Origin of the sequence: Gordonia sp. YY1 (genome assembly GCF_009872315.1) — a bacterium.
Classification (GTDB): Bacteria; Actinomycetota; Actinomycetes; order Mycobacteriales; family Mycobacteriaceae; genus Gordonia; species Gordonia amicalis.
On sequence record NZ_WXYI01000020.1, the window covers coordinates 70,286 to 86,634 of the forward strand.

Annotated in this window: 15 protein-coding genes; 9 read left to right on the plus strand and 6 right to left on the minus strand. The window is 68.0% G+C overall.

The genetic code is table 11. The annotated features are described in order from the left end of the window. Positions 1–13 precede the first annotated feature (13 nt). The 3 genes from BPODLACK_RS20275 (at position 14) to BPODLACK_RS20285 (ending at position 3,669) form a co-directional block, all read left to right on the plus strand. Positions 14–859 (plus strand): alpha/beta fold hydrolase, encoded by an 846-nt coding sequence (locus BPODLACK_RS20275; RefSeq protein WP_236577734.1) that lies wholly within the window; start codon positions 14–16, stop codon positions 857–859. A gap of 253 nt (positions 860–1,112) precedes the next feature. Then, positions 1,113–2,210 carry a ferredoxin reductase gene (locus BPODLACK_RS20280; protein WP_159406079.1) on the plus strand — a complete coding sequence of 366 codons (1,098 nt, stop codon included), beginning with the start codon at positions 1,113–1,115 and terminating at the stop codon, positions 2,208–2,210. A gap of 58 nt (positions 2,211–2,268) precedes the next feature. Continuing rightward, the gene (locus BPODLACK_RS20285; RefSeq protein WP_159406080.1) at positions 2,269–3,669 is read left to right on the plus strand and encodes a fatty acid desaturase family protein; all 1,401 of its coding nucleotides are present in this window, start codon (positions 2,269–2,271) and stop codon (positions 3,667–3,669) included. Between the two features lie 79 nt (positions 3,670–3,748). Here the strand turns inward: BPODLACK_RS20285 and BPODLACK_RS20290 are convergent, their stop codons facing one another. Both BPODLACK_RS20290 and BPODLACK_RS20295 read right to left on the minus strand, forming a co-directional pair. Next, complete coding sequence (locus BPODLACK_RS20290) at positions 3,749–4,369, minus strand: hypothetical protein (protein WP_159406081.1); 621 nt, start codon at positions 4,367–4,369, stop codon at positions 3,749–3,751. A gap of 146 nt (positions 4,370–4,515) precedes the next feature. Further along, the gene (locus BPODLACK_RS20295; RefSeq protein ID WP_159406082.1) at positions 4,516–5,208 is read right to left on the minus strand and encodes a DUF6474 family protein; all 693 of its coding nucleotides are present in this window, start codon (positions 5,206–5,208) and stop codon (positions 4,516–4,518) included. A gap of 116 nt (positions 5,209–5,324) precedes the next feature. Here BPODLACK_RS20295 and BPODLACK_RS20300 point away from each other — a divergent pair, with 116 nt between their 5' ends. Continuing rightward, complete coding sequence (locus BPODLACK_RS20300) at positions 5,325–6,965, plus strand: TM0106 family RecB-like putative nuclease (protein WP_159406083.1); 1,641 nt, start codon at positions 5,325–5,327, stop codon at positions 6,963–6,965. Between the two features lie 27 nt (positions 6,966–6,992). On the opposite strand, the gene BPODLACK_RS23665 is transcribed toward BPODLACK_RS20300, so the two are convergent. Then, entirely contained in the window at positions 6,993–8,033 is a 1,041-nt protein-coding gene (locus tag BPODLACK_RS23665) for a hypothetical protein (protein WP_236577736.1), read from the minus strand. Between the two features lie 295 nt (positions 8,034–8,328). On the opposite strand from BPODLACK_RS23665, the gene BPODLACK_RS20310 reads away from it, so the two are divergent. The 3 genes from BPODLACK_RS20310 (at position 8,329) to BPODLACK_RS20320 (ending at position 10,791) form a co-directional block, all read left to right on the plus strand. After that, positions 8,329–8,904, plus strand: coding sequence for a helix-turn-helix transcriptional regulator (locus BPODLACK_RS20310; protein ID WP_006437721.1), 576 nt, complete (start codon positions 8,329–8,331; stop codon positions 8,902–8,904). A gap of 181 nt (positions 8,905–9,085) precedes the next feature. Beyond that, a complete protein-coding gene (locus BPODLACK_RS20315) occupies positions 9,086–9,598 on the plus strand; it encodes a hypothetical protein (RefSeq protein ID WP_159406084.1) in 513 nt (170 codons plus the stop codon). Positions 9,599–9,618: 20 nt separating this feature from the next. After that, positions 9,619–10,791 (plus strand): MAB_1171c family putative transporter, encoded by a 1,173-nt coding sequence (locus tag BPODLACK_RS20320; RefSeq protein ID WP_159406085.1) that lies wholly within the window; start codon positions 9,619–9,621, stop codon positions 10,789–10,791. Between the two features lie 15 nt (positions 10,792–10,806). Here BPODLACK_RS20320 and BPODLACK_RS20325 read toward each other — a convergent pair whose 3' ends face one another. From BPODLACK_RS20325 to BPODLACK_RS20335, 3 genes are all read right to left on the minus strand, one after another. Then, entirely contained in the window at positions 10,807–11,568 is a 762-nt protein-coding gene (locus tag BPODLACK_RS20325; RefSeq protein WP_006437718.1) for an SDR family NAD(P)-dependent oxidoreductase, read from the minus strand. 120 nt (positions 11,569–11,688) lie between these two features. Next, the gene (locus BPODLACK_RS20330) at positions 11,689–12,417 is read right to left on the minus strand and encodes a TMEM165/GDT1 family protein (protein ID WP_159406086.1); all 729 of its coding nucleotides are present in this window, start codon (positions 12,415–12,417) and stop codon (positions 11,689–11,691) included. 150 nt (positions 12,418–12,567) lie between these two features. Next, entirely contained in the window at positions 12,568–13,089 is a 522-nt protein-coding gene (locus BPODLACK_RS20335; RefSeq protein WP_159406087.1) for a peptidase, read from the minus strand. 240 nt (positions 13,090–13,329) lie between these two features. Between BPODLACK_RS20335 and BPODLACK_RS20340 the strand changes: the two genes are divergently transcribed. Together BPODLACK_RS20340 and BPODLACK_RS20345 are read left to right on the plus strand one after the other, a co-directional pair. Next, positions 13,330–15,423, plus strand: a complete 2,094-nt coding sequence (locus BPODLACK_RS20340) for an ABC transporter ATP-binding protein (protein ID WP_159406088.1) — start codon at positions 13,330–13,332, stop codon at positions 15,421–15,423. Further along, positions 15,420–16,172: an energy-coupling factor transporter transmembrane component T family protein gene (locus tag BPODLACK_RS20345; protein ID WP_159406089.1), complete on the plus strand. Its 753-nt coding sequence runs from the start codon at positions 15,420–15,422 to the stop codon at positions 16,170–16,172. Before BPODLACK_RS20340 ends, BPODLACK_RS20345 begins: the two co-directional genes overlap by 4 nt. Positions 16,173–16,349: the final 177 nt, after the last annotated feature.

A 16,349-nucleotide genomic window follows, 5' to 3' on the forward strand; every position in this document is an offset into this window, starting at 1 on the left:
GCGAACGACGCGGTTGACCACCTTCCAGCGCGGTCCATACACCTTCGACGTGATCGACGCCGGTCCGCTCGAGGGGGAGCCGATCGTCTTGCTGCACGGCTTCCCGCAACGTGCCGGTTCGTGGGACCTCGTCGCTCCGCTCCTGCACCGCAGAGGTTTTCGCACGATCGCCCCGGATCAGCGCGGCTACTCGCCGGGGGCTCGACCCACCCGGCGGCGCGACTACATGCAGGCCGAGCTGGTGGCAGACATCGTGGCCATGCTCGACGCCGCGGAGGTCCGTGACGCGCACATCGTCGGACATGACTGGGGCGCGGCGGTGGCGTGGACACTCGCGGCTCATCACCCCGATCGCGTGCGAACGCTGACCGCGCTGTCGGTTCCGCATCCAGGGGCGTTCATGCAGGCGATGCCGCGCGGTCAGATTCTCCGTTCCTGGTACATGCTGGTGTTCCAGATCCCGGCCCTGCCCGAGAAGGTACTCGGCCGGCTGATGACCACGCGGCCGGATTTCGGTGTGCAGATGGGGCTTCCGGAACCATTCGCCTCGCGGGTCGCCGCCGAGATCGCGGAGTACGGCGCGCTGCCCGGAGCGTTGGGTTGGTATCGGGCGATGTTCCTGCCGGACAAGCGGTCGGCACCCGCGCGGGTGAAGGTGCCCACGACATACGTCTGGGGCGACCACGACCCGGCTCTGGGCGACGTCGGCGCCCGGCTCTGCTCGGGGTGGGTCGATGCGCCGTACGACTTTCTGGTCCTTCCCGGCGCCGACCACTGGCTGCCGGAATCCTGGCCTGACCAGGTCGCGGCGGCGATCATGTCCCGGGCGAACACCGCCGCCGTACGCGACGGGGCATAACCATCCGTCACTGTTCGCATCCGGGATGTTGCCGAAGTGAACAACCGACATCGCAGCGACCTGCACCTTTGGTGACCGACAATCCAGCACAGACCGGATCCGAGCGACCCGCCCCTCCGGTGATGCCCGACGCCGTATGGTCGAAACAGACAGCTCGAACGGTGACTATGTAGCAGCGCGTAGGCACAAGAGACGACCGACGACCCCTTGTGAGGTCTCGTGACACTGATCGATTCCCGACCCACCCCATCCCATGGCTGAACGCGGCGCGACTCCCCGGGTGTCGCCGTTGCGACGAGGGTTTCTCGGCGCGATCCGGCACCTGTTCAATCCCCTGCACCCCGACGACTACCTGGAGCTGATCAACCCGCTCTGGACCACTCGGGAACTCCGCGGCCGGGTCGTCGAGGTACGACCCGAAGGTGCGGACGCGGCCACGGTGTGGATCAAACCGGGTTATGAGTGGCCGGGGCATCAACCGGGACAGTATGTACGTCTCGGGGTGGTCATCGACGGGGTGTTCCATTGGCGCGCTTACTCGTTGACCTCCGACCCGCATCCGCGCGACGGCCTGATCAGCGTGACGCCGAAGCTGGTCGAGGAGGGAAAGGTCTCGCCCTACCTCGTCCATGGCATCCGGCCGGGTGAGATCGTCCGCCTCGGCGAGATCGAAGGCGTGTTCACACTGCCCGATCCGCTGCCGGAGAAGATGTTGTTCATCAGCGCCGGCAGCGGCATCACCCCGATCATGAGCATGCTGCGCGACCTCGATCATCGCGATCGGGTCGACGACGTGGTGGCCATCCACTCGGCGCACAGTGACGACCAGGTGATGTTCCGGGCCGACCTCGAGTCGATGGACGACCGGCACGACGGGTTCGACCTGACGTTGCGCATCACCGGTCGGGACGGGCGGATCAAGGCCACCGACCTCGACGAACTCTGCCCGGACTGGCGCGAGCGAGAGGCGATGTGTTCGGGTCCGCGAGAGCTGCTCGACAGTCTCGTCGAACACTGGGAAGCCGAAGGCGTCGGGGACCGAATCCACCTCGAACGTTTCCAGCCGATCATCGGTGGGAATGCAGGTGAGGGTGAGGGCGGCACCGTCCGGTTCACCCGCAGTGACACCGAGGTCACCTGTGAGCCGGGTATGCCGATCCTCGTCGCGGGGGAGGAGAACGGTCTGGAGCTGAAGTTCGGCTGCCGGATCGGTATCTGCCACACCTGCACCGGGGTTCTCAAACAGGGGAACATCCGCGATCTGCGCACCGGTGAGGTGAGCTCGCCGGAAGGGCAGAGCATCCGCATCTGTGTGAACACCGCCGAGGGAGACGTCGACGTCGAACTCTGACCGAAGGTCAGACCCCAGACGCCAGACCTCTGACCTCTGACCGGGAGGACCGAAATACATGACAACCACCGATTCCGGACAGCGCGTGACCAGCCCGTTGGCGCACCTCGATCAAGAAACGATCGATCGACTGGCCGAAGAGTTCGACGCCATCCACGACGAGGTCTACGGCGACCTCGGGGACCGCGATCGTCGCTACATCAAGACCGTCATCGCCACCCAGCGGCAACTCGCCGCCCTCGGGCGCATCGTGTTGCTCAACTCGCGCTCGCGGGGAGCCTGGGTCGCGGGTACCGCATGCCTCGGTATGGCCAAGATCCTCGAGAACATGGAGATCGGCCACAACGTGATGCACGGGCAGTGGGATTGGATGAACGACCCCTACATCCACTCGTCGGTGTGGGACTGGGACACCGCGTCCACTGCCGAGGCATGGAAGCACTCCCACAACTACATCCACCACACCTTCACCAACATCCGTGGCAAGGACAAGGATCTCGGCTACGAGATCATGAGGATCGATCCGAACCAGAAGTGGCATCCGGTCTATCTGCTGCAGCCGTTCTACAACGTTCTGCTCACGGCGTTCTTCGAGTGGGGCGTCGCGCTGCACGATCTCGATCTCGAGGCGATCCGGCGCGGTGAGAAGCCGATGTCCGAGCTGGTCGAGGATCTCAAGGGGATCGCGGGCAAGATGCGCCGCCAGATCGTGAAGGACTACCTCGGCTGGCCGGCGATCAGCGCGGGCGCATTCCTGCTCAGCCAGGCAGCGACGGGCGGCGCCATCCGGCAGCCGTCGACCTCGCGGATCGGCAACGTGATCCGACGACGAGGTGGCCGGCGGGCGCGTGCGGCCGCGAAGCTCGCCGACCAGGTGCTCCCGGGTGCGGAGAGCACATTCCTGCGTACCCTGGCCGCGAACTTCACCGCGAACATCATCCGGAACGTGTGGGCACACGCGATCATCTTCTGCGGCCACTTCCCGGACCAGACGTACACATTCAGCCAGGAAGAGGTCGAGAACGAGACGCGGGGCGGCTGGTATGTCCGGCAGCTCGTCGGTGCGGCCAACATCGACGGCAGCCCTCTGTTCCACATCATCAGCGGCAACCTCGGCTACCAGGTGGAGCACCACCTGTACCCGGACATGCCGAGTACCCGGTACTCGGAGGTCGCCCCCAAGGTGAAGGACATCTGCGAGCGCTACGGATTGCCTTACAACACAGGACCTTTCGGTCAACAGTGGGGCCAGGTGCACCGGACCATCGCGCGTCTGGCACTTCCCGGTGGCAAACCGCGCCCGAAGCCGGGTCCGTACCACCGGCCGCCGCACTCGAAGGGTGGAGAGCCCGCCGTCAGCGAAGCCGCGCGCTTCCGCGGCCGGCTGCCCGCCGACCATCCCAACGCCGGACCCGAGCACGAGTCGGGTGGCGTGGAGGTCTCGCCGCCGCCGCGGTAGCGGCTTGACTCTGCCGCCGCGGTAGCGGCTTGACTCTGCCGCCGCGGTAGCGGCTTTGACTGTGCTGCCGCGGTGGCGATCAGCGCAGGATGCGACGCAGGATGACGAACACCAGCATCGCCACGACCGCCGCCAGTCCCGCGTAGGCGGGGGTGAGGTTGGTCGTCGGCGGTTCGGTGGGCGCGCCGGACCGCAATTGCGCGAAAGTGGCTCGTGCAGCATCGGATTCGGCGACGACATCGACCGGCGGGTGCGCCGGGACGGACGTCGGAGGCGGTGTGGAGGTGACCGGCGGAGCAGGAGGCGTGGCCGGGGCGTCGGCGGCAGGCGCCTCGGCGACGGGGGGTGCCGACCTCGGTGGTGCCTTCTTGGTCGGCGCCTTCTTCGCAGGTGACTTCTTGGCGGGACCGGCACCCGAGGCCTTCTTGGCCGCCGGGGTCTTCTTCGCGGGAGCCTTCTTGGCGGCCTTCTTCGATGGCAGTCTGTCGCCACCGGACTCGGCTGCGGCTCGCTCCGGCGCCGCCTTCTTGCCCGGCGTCTTCTTGGGTGCGGGCTTCTTCGGGGGCGCCTTCTCGGCCGGGGCCGGTGACGATTCGGCAGCCCCGGAGTCGGCCTCCGGGGTAGTCATGGGAAACAGGGTCGGCTCGTCGTTGTTCGCGTCGCCGTCGGACGGCGTGACGTTCGGCTCCTGCTCGGTCATACGGCGCTCCCTTGCGTGTGTCCCGGCTCTGCGTGTGTTCCGGGGCGTGCGCGCAAGGAAAACCCCCCCACGCGACGCGTGGAACCCATCCTAGTGGGTGCGCACCCGCCTCCGGCGAGGGTCGAAGGCCACCGCCTCGGCCTGCGTCAGGAACGAACGCCCAACCGCGCGAGGATGTCGGCGTCGATGGCAACCAGTTCGTCGTCGATGGACTGGTGGGCCGTCCGGCGCTGTGCGGCGGACATGGTCTCGGCGGTGCCGACCGCGATGTCGAGGTTGTCGAGGCGCTGGGTCATCGCGGCGACGAAGTCCTTGGCATCGGCGCTGGTGTCCTGCGCGACGACCTTCTCCAGCGCGGTCCGTGTAGTCGCGATCCGGGCGGACAGCGCCGCGCCGTGACCGCTGAACTGACGCAACACTTCTGGCGAAACGCCTGCGCGGCCGGCCTGCAGCGCCGAGATCTGCGCACGACCGGCGACCGCGGCGCGATAGGCGATGGGGACTGCGATGGGGGCCACGAGACGCGCGACCGTGAGGTAGCGCTTGACGCTGGCCGGGCTGAGGATCTTGGCGTCCGCGGCCGCCTTGGCCTCGGCACTCACCTTCTTGGTCTCGGCCTTGACCACCTTCTCCTGAGCCTTCGCCAACTGCCGGGCGGTCTTGCGTTCGGCCTTCAAGTCCTTCTGGAGGTACTTGTGCTCGGTCTTTCGACGAGCTTTCTGTTCCTTCCGCCGGTGCTTGGCGTCGAACTTCGCCTCGATCTTGGCTTTTGCCTTGAGAGCCTTGGCCTCTGCGCGGCGCTGAGCCCGCGACCTACCGTCGGAGGAGAACAAACCCATCGAATGACCTTTCGCTGCTGCCGAGTGGACCGCTGCGGGCGTGGTAACAAGTACAAGCATGACACGTGGTCCGGTGGGGCCACGCGTCCGACCGCTCGAGCCGAGAAAGGGATGGCGTGGCCTCTGTGGTGTTGTCGCCGCGCGATCTCGCGGGTTGCGAGCACCGGGTCGCCCTCGACTTCGGTCACGAGGGGCGTCCCGGCTCCGAACCCGACCCGCCCGGCGTGCAGCGACGCAAGGAGGCCGCGGCCGATCATCGGGCCGCGGTCCGCGAACTCCTCCGCGGCATCCACAGTGATCAGCCCGGCGCGTTCGTGGTGATCGACGCGGAGTCGAGGGCGGCGGAGCGGGTCGCGGCCACCCTGAAGGCGTGCGACGCGAACGTCGCGTGGATCTGGAATGCGGCGCTGCCCACCGACATCGAACACGGGCGACGCGGTCACGCCGAACTCCTGGTGAGAGTGGGCGACGGCTACGTCCCCGTCATCGTCGTCAACCACCGGATCACCCAGCCCGCGAGGTCCGCCCCCGACCCGGGCCGGCCGCCGTCGCTGGTCACCAGCCCGTTGTGGGGGTGGGCGCCCACACCCGACCCGTACCGCACCGCACGGCCCAACCGTCGCGACAACCTGCGCCTCGCCCAGCTGACCGCGATGCTGGTCGAGATCGGTCGCGCCCCGTCGTCGCAGACCGGCGACCTGCGCGGCGGGGTGATCGGCGTCGACGCCGACTGCATCGTCGTGCACGACACCGGTGGCATGCTCGACGATTACACCGAGGTCCTCGACCGGCGTCGGGCCATTGCCGCGCAGCAGGTGCCGACCGAACCACGACGCGTCGCCGAGTGCCGCTCGTGCCCCTGGTGGGTGAAGTGCGGTCCGGAACTCGAGGCCCGCCGCGACGTCTCGCTCGTCGCCACGGGTAATCAGGGGACCGCACTCGTCGAGGCGGGCATCACCACGATCGACCAGCTCGCCGCACAACGCGGGGCCCCGCCGGAGAACTGGCCGGGCAGTGCACGTTTCGACGATGCGGTGATCGGTGCGATCGCCTGGCTGACCGGAACCGAACTCGTCCGGCGCCGCGACACCCCGCGGGTGCATCGCGCCGACATCGAGGTCGACGTCGACATGGAGAGCTTCGGCGAACACGGCGCCTACCTCTGGGGCACGCTGCGTACCGACACCACCGCGCCCGACGAACCGGTGGTCTACCGGCCGTTCGTCACCTGGGACCCGCTGCCCACGCGCGACGAGGCGAGGTCGTTCGCGGAGTTCTGGGCGTGGCTGACCGCCGAACGGGTGGCCGCCCGCGAGACCGGGAAGACGTTCGCGGCGTACTGCTACTCACAGCAGGCCGAGAATCGCTGGCTGCTGGGTTCGGCCGACCGATTCGCCGGCGAACCCGGTATCCCGACCCGGCGGGAGGTGGAGGCGTTCATCGCATCCGAGGAGTGGGTCGACATCTACGAGGCGGTCGGCGACAACTTCATCTGTCCCCGCGGCAAAGGGCTGAAGCGCGTCGCTCCCGTCGCCGGATTCGCCTGGCGCGACGACGACGCCAGCGGTGAGGCGTCGATGGAGTGGTATCGCGCCGCGGTCGCGCTCGGCGGCGGACGTCCCGACGTCGGTCAGCGGCAGCGGCTCCTCGAGTACAACGAGGACGACGTCCGGGCCACGAAGGTGCTCCGCGAGTGGATCTCCGGACGTGCCGTCGACGAGATCCCGCACGAGCGGGACCTGCTGGCCCGGTACTGATATCTCGGAACCGAGGACCGGGCGGCGTCAGGAGCGCAGTGACCGCAGCGAGTCCAGGAACGATCCGCTGCCGAACAGCGCGACCGCCCCGAGCAGCAACAATCCACCGGGGGCGACACCGATCAGGAACTTCTTCACGCCGGTCAGGACGGTGTCGGGCGATTCGCCGGGCAGGGCCTGAGGACCGGACGGACCCTGCGGGCTCGCCATGAGGACGGCTGACTCGTCGGCGGCAGAAGCGTCGGAAGCGCCGGATTCGGCGCGGGACTCCGCTGCGGACCCGCCGGTTGCGGGCGCACCAGGCGCCGGGGGAGGACCCGGAACCGAGGCGGCAGGTGTCGTCGGCGCGGGTGATCCGCTGGGCGCGGGAACTGTCGGGACCTGAGCGGGGGCGGGCAGGTTCCCCTCGCCGGAGCGGGGAGGGTTCGACACGACCGGCGGCAGGGTCGGGGCCGGTACGTTCGGCCGACCGGTCACCGGCGGAAACGGTACCCAGACCCCGGTTGTGGAGGTCTCGGTCTCCGCGCTGGTCGTCGACGAGCTCTCGGTCGACGAGCTCTCGGTGGACGTGCTCGGGCTGGTGGAGGTGCCCGGGTCGGTGGACGTGCTCGGGCTGGTGGAGGTGCCCGGGTCGGTGGAGGTGCTCGGGCTGGTGGAGGTGCCGGTTCCCGATGGGGTCGGTCCGTGCCCGTGGTGGCCGTGCCCATGCCCGTCACCGTGATGCCAGGGACCTCCGGGTCCCCGATTGCCCGACGGCGTCGAGTCGGCGTCACCATCCGCAGCGTCATCATCCGCGTCGGCGGTGGTGTCGGTGTCACCGCTGGTGTCGGTGCCGAAGCCGCCCACACCGGTACTCCCGGATCCGACCGAGTCCTGCCCCGCTGAGTCCGATCCCGCTGAGTCCGATTCCGTGGCGTCCGATTCGGTGCCTCCCGACCCGACCGGGCTGGTCGACGCGACGCCGGGCGCAAGCGCGACGAGCGCGATCACCGCGATGGCGGCGAGCAGGGATGCGAGGGAGCGGCGCCGTCGGCGGTCGCGTCGGGGGGTCGGCAGGCGGTGGGTCATCGTGGTTTCCCAGGCGTACAGTCGGTGGAGAGGTTCGCGGGTGCGACAGCCGGCGTCAGTGGGTCATGTGGATCGCAGCGAGGACAAACATTCATCTGCCGTGAGCGTGTCGGCAACCTGGGACCCCCAAGAATGTGAAGAACGCCACACTAACGTTCGTTACAGCATCACCACAGGTGATACGCATCGTGGGCCGCGTTCCGGTACCTTCTGACCGTACCGGTCATTGCGATAGCCGTGTACAGCGGGCTTTAATGTTTGCAAATTCAAGTTTTGCGTCTCGGAGAAGATGGTCATGACTGCAGGAGGGGCGGAGAAGCCTATGGGCGACACCGGACGCACCGACTCCGATCGTTCGAGAACGAAGGAATCGGATGCACTCGATCCGGGGCTGTTCGCCCGGCGACTCGAGGAGCTGTTTCGGACCGTTCCCGGTCCGAACGGGAGGGCATACAGTGCCAAGGCGATCGCGGCGAGGTCGACGGAGCGGGGATTCCGTCTCGGCGAGTCGTATTTGAGTCAGCTGCGATCGGGGAAAGCGAAGTCCCCGTCGTTCCGAACCGTCGAGGGAATCGCGGCCGCATTCGGTGTCGACGTGCATTACTTCCTCGAGGATCGGGCCGCGCAGCGCACTCGCGACGAGATCGATCTCATGCGGCTGCAGGCGGACACCAACGTTCAGTTGGCGGCATTCCGTCTGGCGGGGCTGTCGAGCGATTCGGTGACCGTGGTGAACGAACTGATCAAGGTCCTGCGCGAGCAGCAGGGTCTGCCGAAGGATCCGCCGGACGTCATCGCGGCAGGGCTCAGCGACGAGAAGCCGTCGGCCGACTCGCGTCTGCGGGTGGTGGGAGACTCGGGCGAGGACTGAGATCGTCTGGAGGATCCGCAGATCCGGGTTCTCACCGATCACGAGTGTCACTGACGATCACGGGCCGTGGGGTGTCGGCCTGGAGAGTTCGGACGCCGTGTGAACTGGGAAAACGCAGCGGGCCCTTGGTTTCGTGGACACGAATCGCCTCGGTGTGCGCGCTCATGGTTCGATTGACGGCATGCGTCGATCAGAACGCGCATTACGGGCGCTGTGTCGCACCTCGTTGAAGGGGCTCGATCTCGATCTCCCGCTCGACGTCACACAGCTGTGTGACCGGTACGGCGAGCGTCGGGGACGTCCGATTCGCCTGATCGCCCACCCTCTGCCGACCGGGGTTCCCAACGGCATCTGGCTGGCCGCGGCCGACGCGGACTACTTCTTCCATCAGGCAAACACGTCCAGACTCCACCGGGACCAGATCGTCATCCACGAGTTCGGTCATCTCATCGCCGGCCATCAGATCCTCGGCGAGGTGTCGGCCGAAGGTCTGGCATCGCTCACCCGCGACGAGTCCGCCGCGGCGCTTCGCCGTACCTGCTACTCGGACGATCGCGAGTGGGAAGCGGAGATGCTCGCGTCGATGATCCTGGCGTGGGCAGAGGAGGCCGGCACCGGCGTCGGCAGCACGGCGTCGCACGATGAACTACGCGGACTTCAGCGACTCCTGGGCGGTCACCGCGGGTGGTTGTGATCAGTGCGGGTGAAAGCGCCGTGACGTTCACTGCCTTCTCCCAGAACATCGACGTCGGCGTCGGGGTGGTCAACGCGATCGCCGCGGCCGTCTTCGCCTTCGCCTTCTGCTGGCGCCTGGATCAGATCCGGCGTGCCGGCTGGGGGCTTCAGCCGCTCGCGATGATGGTGGCGGTCGCCTCGCTGACGCTGGCGTTCGTCGTCGTCGACGAGTCGGTGTCGGCCGCTCTCGACGACAACGGCTTCCCGGGTCTGTCGCGGGTGGCGTTCTACGCACTTCTGGCGATCGGTGTGGCCGCACTCGTCATCGTGTTCTTCTTCCCGGATCGCGTGAGCCGCGAGCGCCGCGCCGGGTGGGAGGCCCTGCCTCTGGTCGCCTCGCTCGTCGGGCTACAGGTCACCATGCTGGTCATCCCGGTCGAGATCCGTACCGCGACCATCAGTGAGTGGACGGTGCAGAACTGGGGTTTCGCCCTCTTCATGCTGATCGCCAGCGGATATCTCACCTACGGATTCGCCGCGTGCGTCAACAGCGTCCGCAAGTTCTACGCCACAGCCGACGGCTATCTGCGTGTCTCACTGGGTCTGCTGATCGGCGGGCTGGGACTGCTGGCGCTCAGCGCCGTGGGGCAGATCGTGTTCGTGATCGTGTCGGCGACCAACGTGGTGCGCTCACCGTGGCTGGTGACGACCAACCGTGTCGTCGCGATCCTGGGAATCGTCGTCTTCCTCTCCGGGATCAGCTACCCCATGGTCTACGCGCGGGTGCAGACCTTCCTCGCGAACCGGCGTCGCCGACGACTCGACATCGAACTCCTGCCCCTGTGGCGCCTGGTGACCGAGGCGGTACCCGAGGTCGTCCTTCCCGATCCCGGTCCGCTGTCGCCGACGACGCGACTGCACCGGCGGGTCGTCGAGACCCGAGACGCGCTGACCCAGATCAGCCCGCACCTGTCGGTGGCGTTCGACTACGCGGAGGTCGGGGTCCAGGCCAGGATGCTGCGCGCGGCCGTCGACGGGATGACGTCGCCCGCGGTCGCAGAAAAAACCAGCGGCGCGGTCCGCGACCTCGCCCCCGCCGACGGCGAGGGTCTGGAAGCGGATGCCGCACCGCTGATCAGGTTGTCCACTGCGCTTGGGCTCTCGGAGGCCACCCACGTTCCCGCAGGTGGTCACCCGGAGCCGGCCGCCTAGTGCAAGGCCTCCGGACTAGCGCGGAGCCATCCGGATCGCGCCGTCCATCCGGATGGTCTCGCCGTTGAGGTAGTTGTGCTCGACGATGAACTCGGCGAGCTGTGCGTACTCGTCGGGCTCGCCGAGACGCTGCGGGAACGGGATCGCCTCGGCCAGGGTCTTCTGGAACTCGGGGGTGACGCCGGCGAGCATCGGGGTGCTGATCGTGCCGGGTGCGATGGTGCAGACGCGCACGCCGATGCGGGCGAGGTCGCGTGCAGCCGAGATGGTCATCGCGTGGACGCCACCCTTCGACGCGGCGTATGCGATCTGACCGATCTGGCCCTCGAAGGCCGCCACCGATGCCGTGTTGATGATGACGCCGCGCTGGCCGTCACCGTCGATCGTGGATTCCTCCGACATGCGGTTGGCGGCCAGCCGCATGACGTTGAAGGTGCCGACCAGGTTGATGTCGATGACCTTGCGGAACAGGCCGAGGTCGTGCGGGCCGTCCTTGCCGAGGATGCGTGCGGCCCAGCCGACGCCTGCGCAGTTGACGGCGACGCGCAGCGGTGCGCCCGACTCGGCGATGGTGTCGATCGCGCCCTGGACCTGTGCTTCGTCGGTGACGTCGGCGGGGATCAGGGTGACGCCGTCGGTGGGGGCCGCCTTGTCGATCGAGTCCTGCAGGTCGAGGCCGAAGACCTGAGCGCCTGCGGCGGCGAAGCGACGGGCGGTGGCTGCGCCGAGGCCAGATGCCCCGCCGGTGACCAGAACGGAAGCGCCTGAAACGTCCATGGGTTGAATAGTCCTTTCGCGGTACCGATTGCCGCCGGACCCGTGTCCCGGTGAAGTGGACGACGTGCACCGGCGCAGGGTGCACGTTCACGATAGTCAGAGGTTGTGGAGCCCCCGCGCTCAGCCCTCGTGACGACCGAGCGAACGCTCGGGAGTGGCTGGTTCGGCGTTCTCGTCGTCGGCGCCGCGGAGCCGACGGTCGCGCTGGATGAGGAACGCGCCCACACCGGTGATGCCGACCGCGGCGGTGATCGTCGCGGCGATCATCGGAGTCGACGCACCGACGAGACCGGATGCGGTGAGCCACACCGCGAAACCGAAGAACAGCACGGCCGCGCCGATCGCGATGACGCGTTCGGGGAGGTGCTTGCCGAGAAGTACGCCCACGCCGATCGCCAGGGCATCCGCAGCGACCATGCCGACCGTCGAACCGATCCACACGCCGAGCCAATCGTGGTCGGTGGCGATCGTGATGGTGGCCAGCATCGTCTTGTCGCCGAGTTCGGCGAGGAAGAAGGCCGACATCACGGCGAGGAACACCGACGCACCGACCCGGCTCGCACGGTTCCGCTCCTCGTCGTCGAGGCGGTCGCCGTAGACGGTCCACAGTCCGAAGGCGAGCATGGCGAGGCCGGCCAGGACCGACATCAGATCGGTGGGCAGAGACATTCCGAGGAAATGACCGAAGAACACCGAGACGGCATGGACCGCGGTGGTGGCGACGGTGATGGCGAGGATGACGACCCACCAGCGGTATCGCAGGGCGTAGGTCATGGCCATCAGCTGTGATTTGTCGCCCAGTTCGGCGACGAAGATCACGCCGAAACTCAGGAGCAGGGCAGCAATCACGAACGCCAGGTTAGTGAGACCTAACTGGCGAATGCAACTCCTCAGTAACCCGTATCTGTGCAGGTCGGGGGCACAAAAAGAATTGTTCGGCGACCCGGAAACCAGCGTGCGGGAGCCCTGTCGGAGAACCTTCGGGGTGCCTCGGGGTGCCTAAGCTGCGAGAAGCATGGCGAGCACGGCGGTGTCGGGATCGGCATTGGGGTCGATACCGACCTCGTTGCGGAGATTCACGACCGTCCCGTCGGCCTCCGCCTCCGCCCACCCGGCTCGATGCTCGAGTCCGAGTTCGGGGAGTCCGGGCAGCAGGACGCAGCCGGACGCGACCTCCGAGCATTCCGGAAGTGACGGACGTGTCTGCGACGGCGGGTGCAGCATCACCAGGGCCGGGGGATTGTTCAGGAACCTGCCCGCTTCGACGAAGCTGTCGTCGATGACGTTCCCGATCGCGACCATCATCCCGACCGTGTTCTCGCCGCCCTGGGCCGGGCGCTGCTCGACGACGCCGAAGATCGTCGTCGTCGGGAGGAAACCCGGCCGGCAAGCGATCCGCACCGAGCCGACGAGGGTCTGCGTCCATTCCAGGGTGGATTCCGGCCAGCGACCGGAGATCAGGATGCCGTTCAGCTTGCCTTCGTGCTGGAACGGGGTGAGTCCGATCGGAATCGGCTGCATCGCGTCCTCCCTCCGATTCGGGTGGGGGACCTGGTCATCGGGACCCGGGTCCGTCGAAGACCACCGGTGTGAAAAGAATCCACCGCGGGCGCGAAACGGACAACCCGAACCACCGTCTTGTGACGGTTCGTTTACATGTGATCGACCGACGGCCAGGCGCCGTCGCCGATGGCCGCGCCCGGGGCAGGGGTGGACACCAGGCACACTGGACCGGTGAAGAACTCGCCTGCGCTGCGGCCCATGGAGTTTGCGTCCGTCGCGATCTTCGGTGGCCTGACCGTTGCCGCGGTGGTCATCGCCTCGGTCATCCCGCTGGCGCAGGCGGCCGGTCTGCTCGCCCCGGTTCCTCTTGCCCTCATCGCAGCCCGCACCCGGCCGCGGGCACTTCTCACCGCCACGGTGGCGACGACGGCGGTCGCCTTCGCCATGGCGGGCACGGGTGCGATGGCCACCGTCCTCGGTTCGGCACTGGTCGGCGGGATCGTCGGGGACATCAAACGCCGTGGTCGTGGGGTCGGAGCTCTCGGACTGGCCACCCTCGTGGCCTCGCCGATCCTCGGCGGTGTCTCCGTACTGGTGCTCCTCGTGCTGGTGCCCCTGCGCGAACTGACCATCGAGGCGATGACCAACTCCATCCACGGCGTCGCCAAATGGCTGCACGGGTGGGGACCCACCGACGGCGTGGGCGACGCCCTCGATGCGATGAGCCGCAGCATCGCCAGTCATTGGTGGGCGTGGATCTGGGTCTCCGGGACAGTGGGTACCGCGATCTCACTCCTCGCGGCCTGGTGGATCCTCGGCGGGGTGATCGCCCGGCTGCGCGACGTGCCCAGCGAGGACACGCTCACCTCCGACGGTCCGGGATCCACGGCGACCGACGTCGCGCCGCTCCCGGTCACTGCCGAAGGCGTCGGTTTCGCGTACAGCCCGGAGGCGAGGCCGGTCCTCCACGACATCGACCTGCGCATCGACCCCGGCGAGTCCGTCGCCGTCGTCGGCGCCAACGGCTCGGGCAAGTCGACGCTGGCGAAGATCCTGGCCGGTCGCGCCCCGACCAGCGGCGTCGTCCACCGTCCGGGCCTGGCCGGGCTCGGCGTCCACGGCGGCACCGCGCTCGTCCTGCAGCGCCCGGAGATCCAGATGCTCGGGTCACGAGTTGCCGACGACGTGGTGTGGGGTCTGCCGCCGGATGCCGACGTGGACGTCGAAGCGCTCCTCGCCGAGGTCGGGCTGAGTGGTCTCGGCGACCGCGAGACCACCGATCTGTCCGGCGGGCAGCAGCAGCGCCTCGCCATCGCCGCGGCCCTCGCCCGGGATCCGCAACTGCTCATCGCCGACGAGGTCACCTCGATGGTCGACCCGGAGGGGCGCGGGCAACTCCTCCACCTGCTTGCGTCGTTGCCTGCCCGACGCGGGATCGCGGTCGTGCTGATCACCCACCGCGGCAGCGAGGCCGCGGCCGCCGACCGTGTCATCCACCTCGAGGCCGGTCGCGTGGTTCCTCATCCGCCGCACTGGATGCCGGACCCGCACGCCGACCTCGACCATCCCTCACCGACCGAGTCCGCGACATCTCTCGCGGCGCCCGGACCACACATCGGTGGGCCGCTGCTGGTGCTCGATCACGTGGGCTACGCGCACCTGCCCGGATCGCCCTGGGAGGTCGTCGCCCTCACCGACATCACCTTGACCGTGTACCGCGGCGAGGGGTTGCTCATCGTCGGCGGCAACGGCTCGGGAAAGACGACCCTCGCCTGGATCATGACGGGACTCCTGTCACCGCGAACCGGCACCTGCCACCTGCTCGGCACAGCCGGAAAGTTCACTCCGGCAGCGGGTTTCGACGCCGGCGAGCCCGTCAGTGAGCATGTCGGCGCGATCGGGCTCGGCTTCCAGCACGCGCGCCTGCAGCTACAGAAGGTCACGGTCGCCGACGAGATCATGGCGGCCGGTGGCGAGAAGGTCGGCACCGCAGAGGTCGCCCGTGTCCTCGAACTCGTCGGGTTGCCACGGCAGATGGCGGCCACCAAGGTCGATTCCCTGTCGGGCGGCCAGATGCGTCGCGTCGTGCTGGCCGGGCTCATCGCGCGCCACCCCGACATGCTCGTGCTCGACGAGCCCCTCGCCGGTCTCGATCCGTTGGCCCGTGAAGAGATCGTCGCCCTCCTCGCCCGTCTGCGCGCCGAGGGCATGACGATCGTGATCATCTCGCACGACTTCGAATCACTGGACTCGGTGTGCACCCGCCGGGTTCGGCTCGTCGACGGACGGTTGCTGCCCGACACCCATCAGAACGCGGATCAGCCGTCCGGCTGGGACGGAGGTGCCCAATGACGATGCGCACGGTCCCGTTGCGGCAGGTCCCCGGCGATTCCTTCGTCCACAGACTGTGGGCGGGAACCAAGCTGGTGATCGTGCTGATCCTCGGCGTCATGACCTGGGTGCTGCCGTCGTGGCCGGCACTGGGGATGGTGGCCGCGATCGTCGTCCTCACCGCTCTGGTCGCCGGGATCCCGTTGGGTGCCATCCCGCGTCCGCCCTGGTGGTTCTGGGGCCTGATCGGTATCGGCGTCGCGTTCAACGTCTCCTTCGCCGGCCTGCACGGGGCGCTGATCTTCCTGCGTGCCGTCACCCTCGCGCTCGTCCTCGTCGCGAGTTCGATCCTCGTCATCTGGACCACCCCGATGGCCGACGTCGCGCCCGCGCTCGCGCGGCTGATGGGCCCACTGCGTCGCCTCCGGCTACCGGTTGACGAATGGGCGGTCGCGATCGCGTTGTGTCTCAGGGGTCTTCCGCTGTTGATCGAGGAGTTGCGCATGTTGCGCGCGGCTCACAAGCTGCGCCCGACGGCGAAGGGGCGCAGCGACCACCCGTCGGCGGAGATGGGGATCATAGATCTCATCACCGCGGCCATGTCGTCGGCGCTCCGCCGCAGCGCGGAGATGGCCGAGGCGATCACCGCGCGCGGTGGCACCGGCCGGCTCACGGCTCATCCGGCGCGGCCGGGACGCGCAGATCTGTTGGCGCTCATCGTGATCGCCGCCGCCTGCGGCGTGGCCGTCGCGGTGACGCTGATTCTCTAGACCCCGCTCCCTGAGGTGCGAGCGAAGCCAACCCCTCGTTCCCTGAGGTGCGAGCGAAGCCAACCCGTCGCTCCCTGAGGTGCGAGCGAAGCCAACCCGTCGCTCCCTGAGCCTGGATCCGTGGAGGGGTTGCTTGGAGTTGTAGTCGGGGGCGGGTGAGTAGTTGATCGTGTTGTG

Excerpts from the sequence above, each read along its gene's own strand:
- BPODLACK_RS20280 (WP_159406079.1), top strand. The coding sequence starts at position 1,113 with ATGGCTGAACGCGGCGCGACTCCCCGGGTGTCGCCGTTGCGACGAGGG.
- BPODLACK_RS20285 (WP_159406080.1), top strand. The coding sequence starts at position 2,269 with ATGACAACCACCGATTCCGGACAGCGCGTGACCAGCCCGTTGGCGCAC.
- BPODLACK_RS20290 (WP_159406081.1), bottom strand. The coding sequence starts at position 4,369 with ATGACCGAGCAGGAGCCGAACGTCACGCCGTCCGACGGCGACGCGAAC.
- BPODLACK_RS20295 (WP_159406082.1), bottom strand. The coding sequence starts at position 5,208 with ATGGGTTTGTTCTCCTCCGACGGTAGGTCGCGGGCTCAGCGCCGCGCA.
- BPODLACK_RS23665 (WP_236577736.1), bottom strand. The coding sequence starts at position 8,033 with ATGACCCACCGCCTGCCGACCCCCCGACGCGACCGCCGACGGCGCCGC.
- BPODLACK_RS20310 (WP_006437721.1), top strand. The coding sequence starts at position 8,329 with ATGACTGCAGGAGGGGCGGAGAAGCCTATGGGCGACACCGGACGCACC.
- BPODLACK_RS20315 (WP_159406084.1), top strand. The coding sequence starts at position 9,086 with ATGCGTCGATCAGAACGCGCATTACGGGCGCTGTGTCGCACCTCGTTG.
- BPODLACK_RS20325 (WP_006437718.1), bottom strand. The coding sequence starts at position 11,568 with ATGGACGTTTCAGGCGCTTCCGTTCTGGTCACCGGCGGGGCATCTGGC.
- BPODLACK_RS20335 (WP_159406087.1), bottom strand. The coding sequence starts at position 13,089 with ATGCAGCCGATTCCGATCGGACTCACCCCGTTCCAGCACGAAGGCAAG.
- BPODLACK_RS20340 (WP_159406088.1), top strand. The coding sequence starts at position 13,330 with ATGGAGTTTGCGTCCGTCGCGATCTTCGGTGGCCTGACCGTTGCCGCG.
- BPODLACK_RS20345 (WP_159406089.1), top strand. The coding sequence starts at position 15,420 with ATGACGATGCGCACGGTCCCGTTGCGGCAGGTCCCCGGCGATTCCTTC.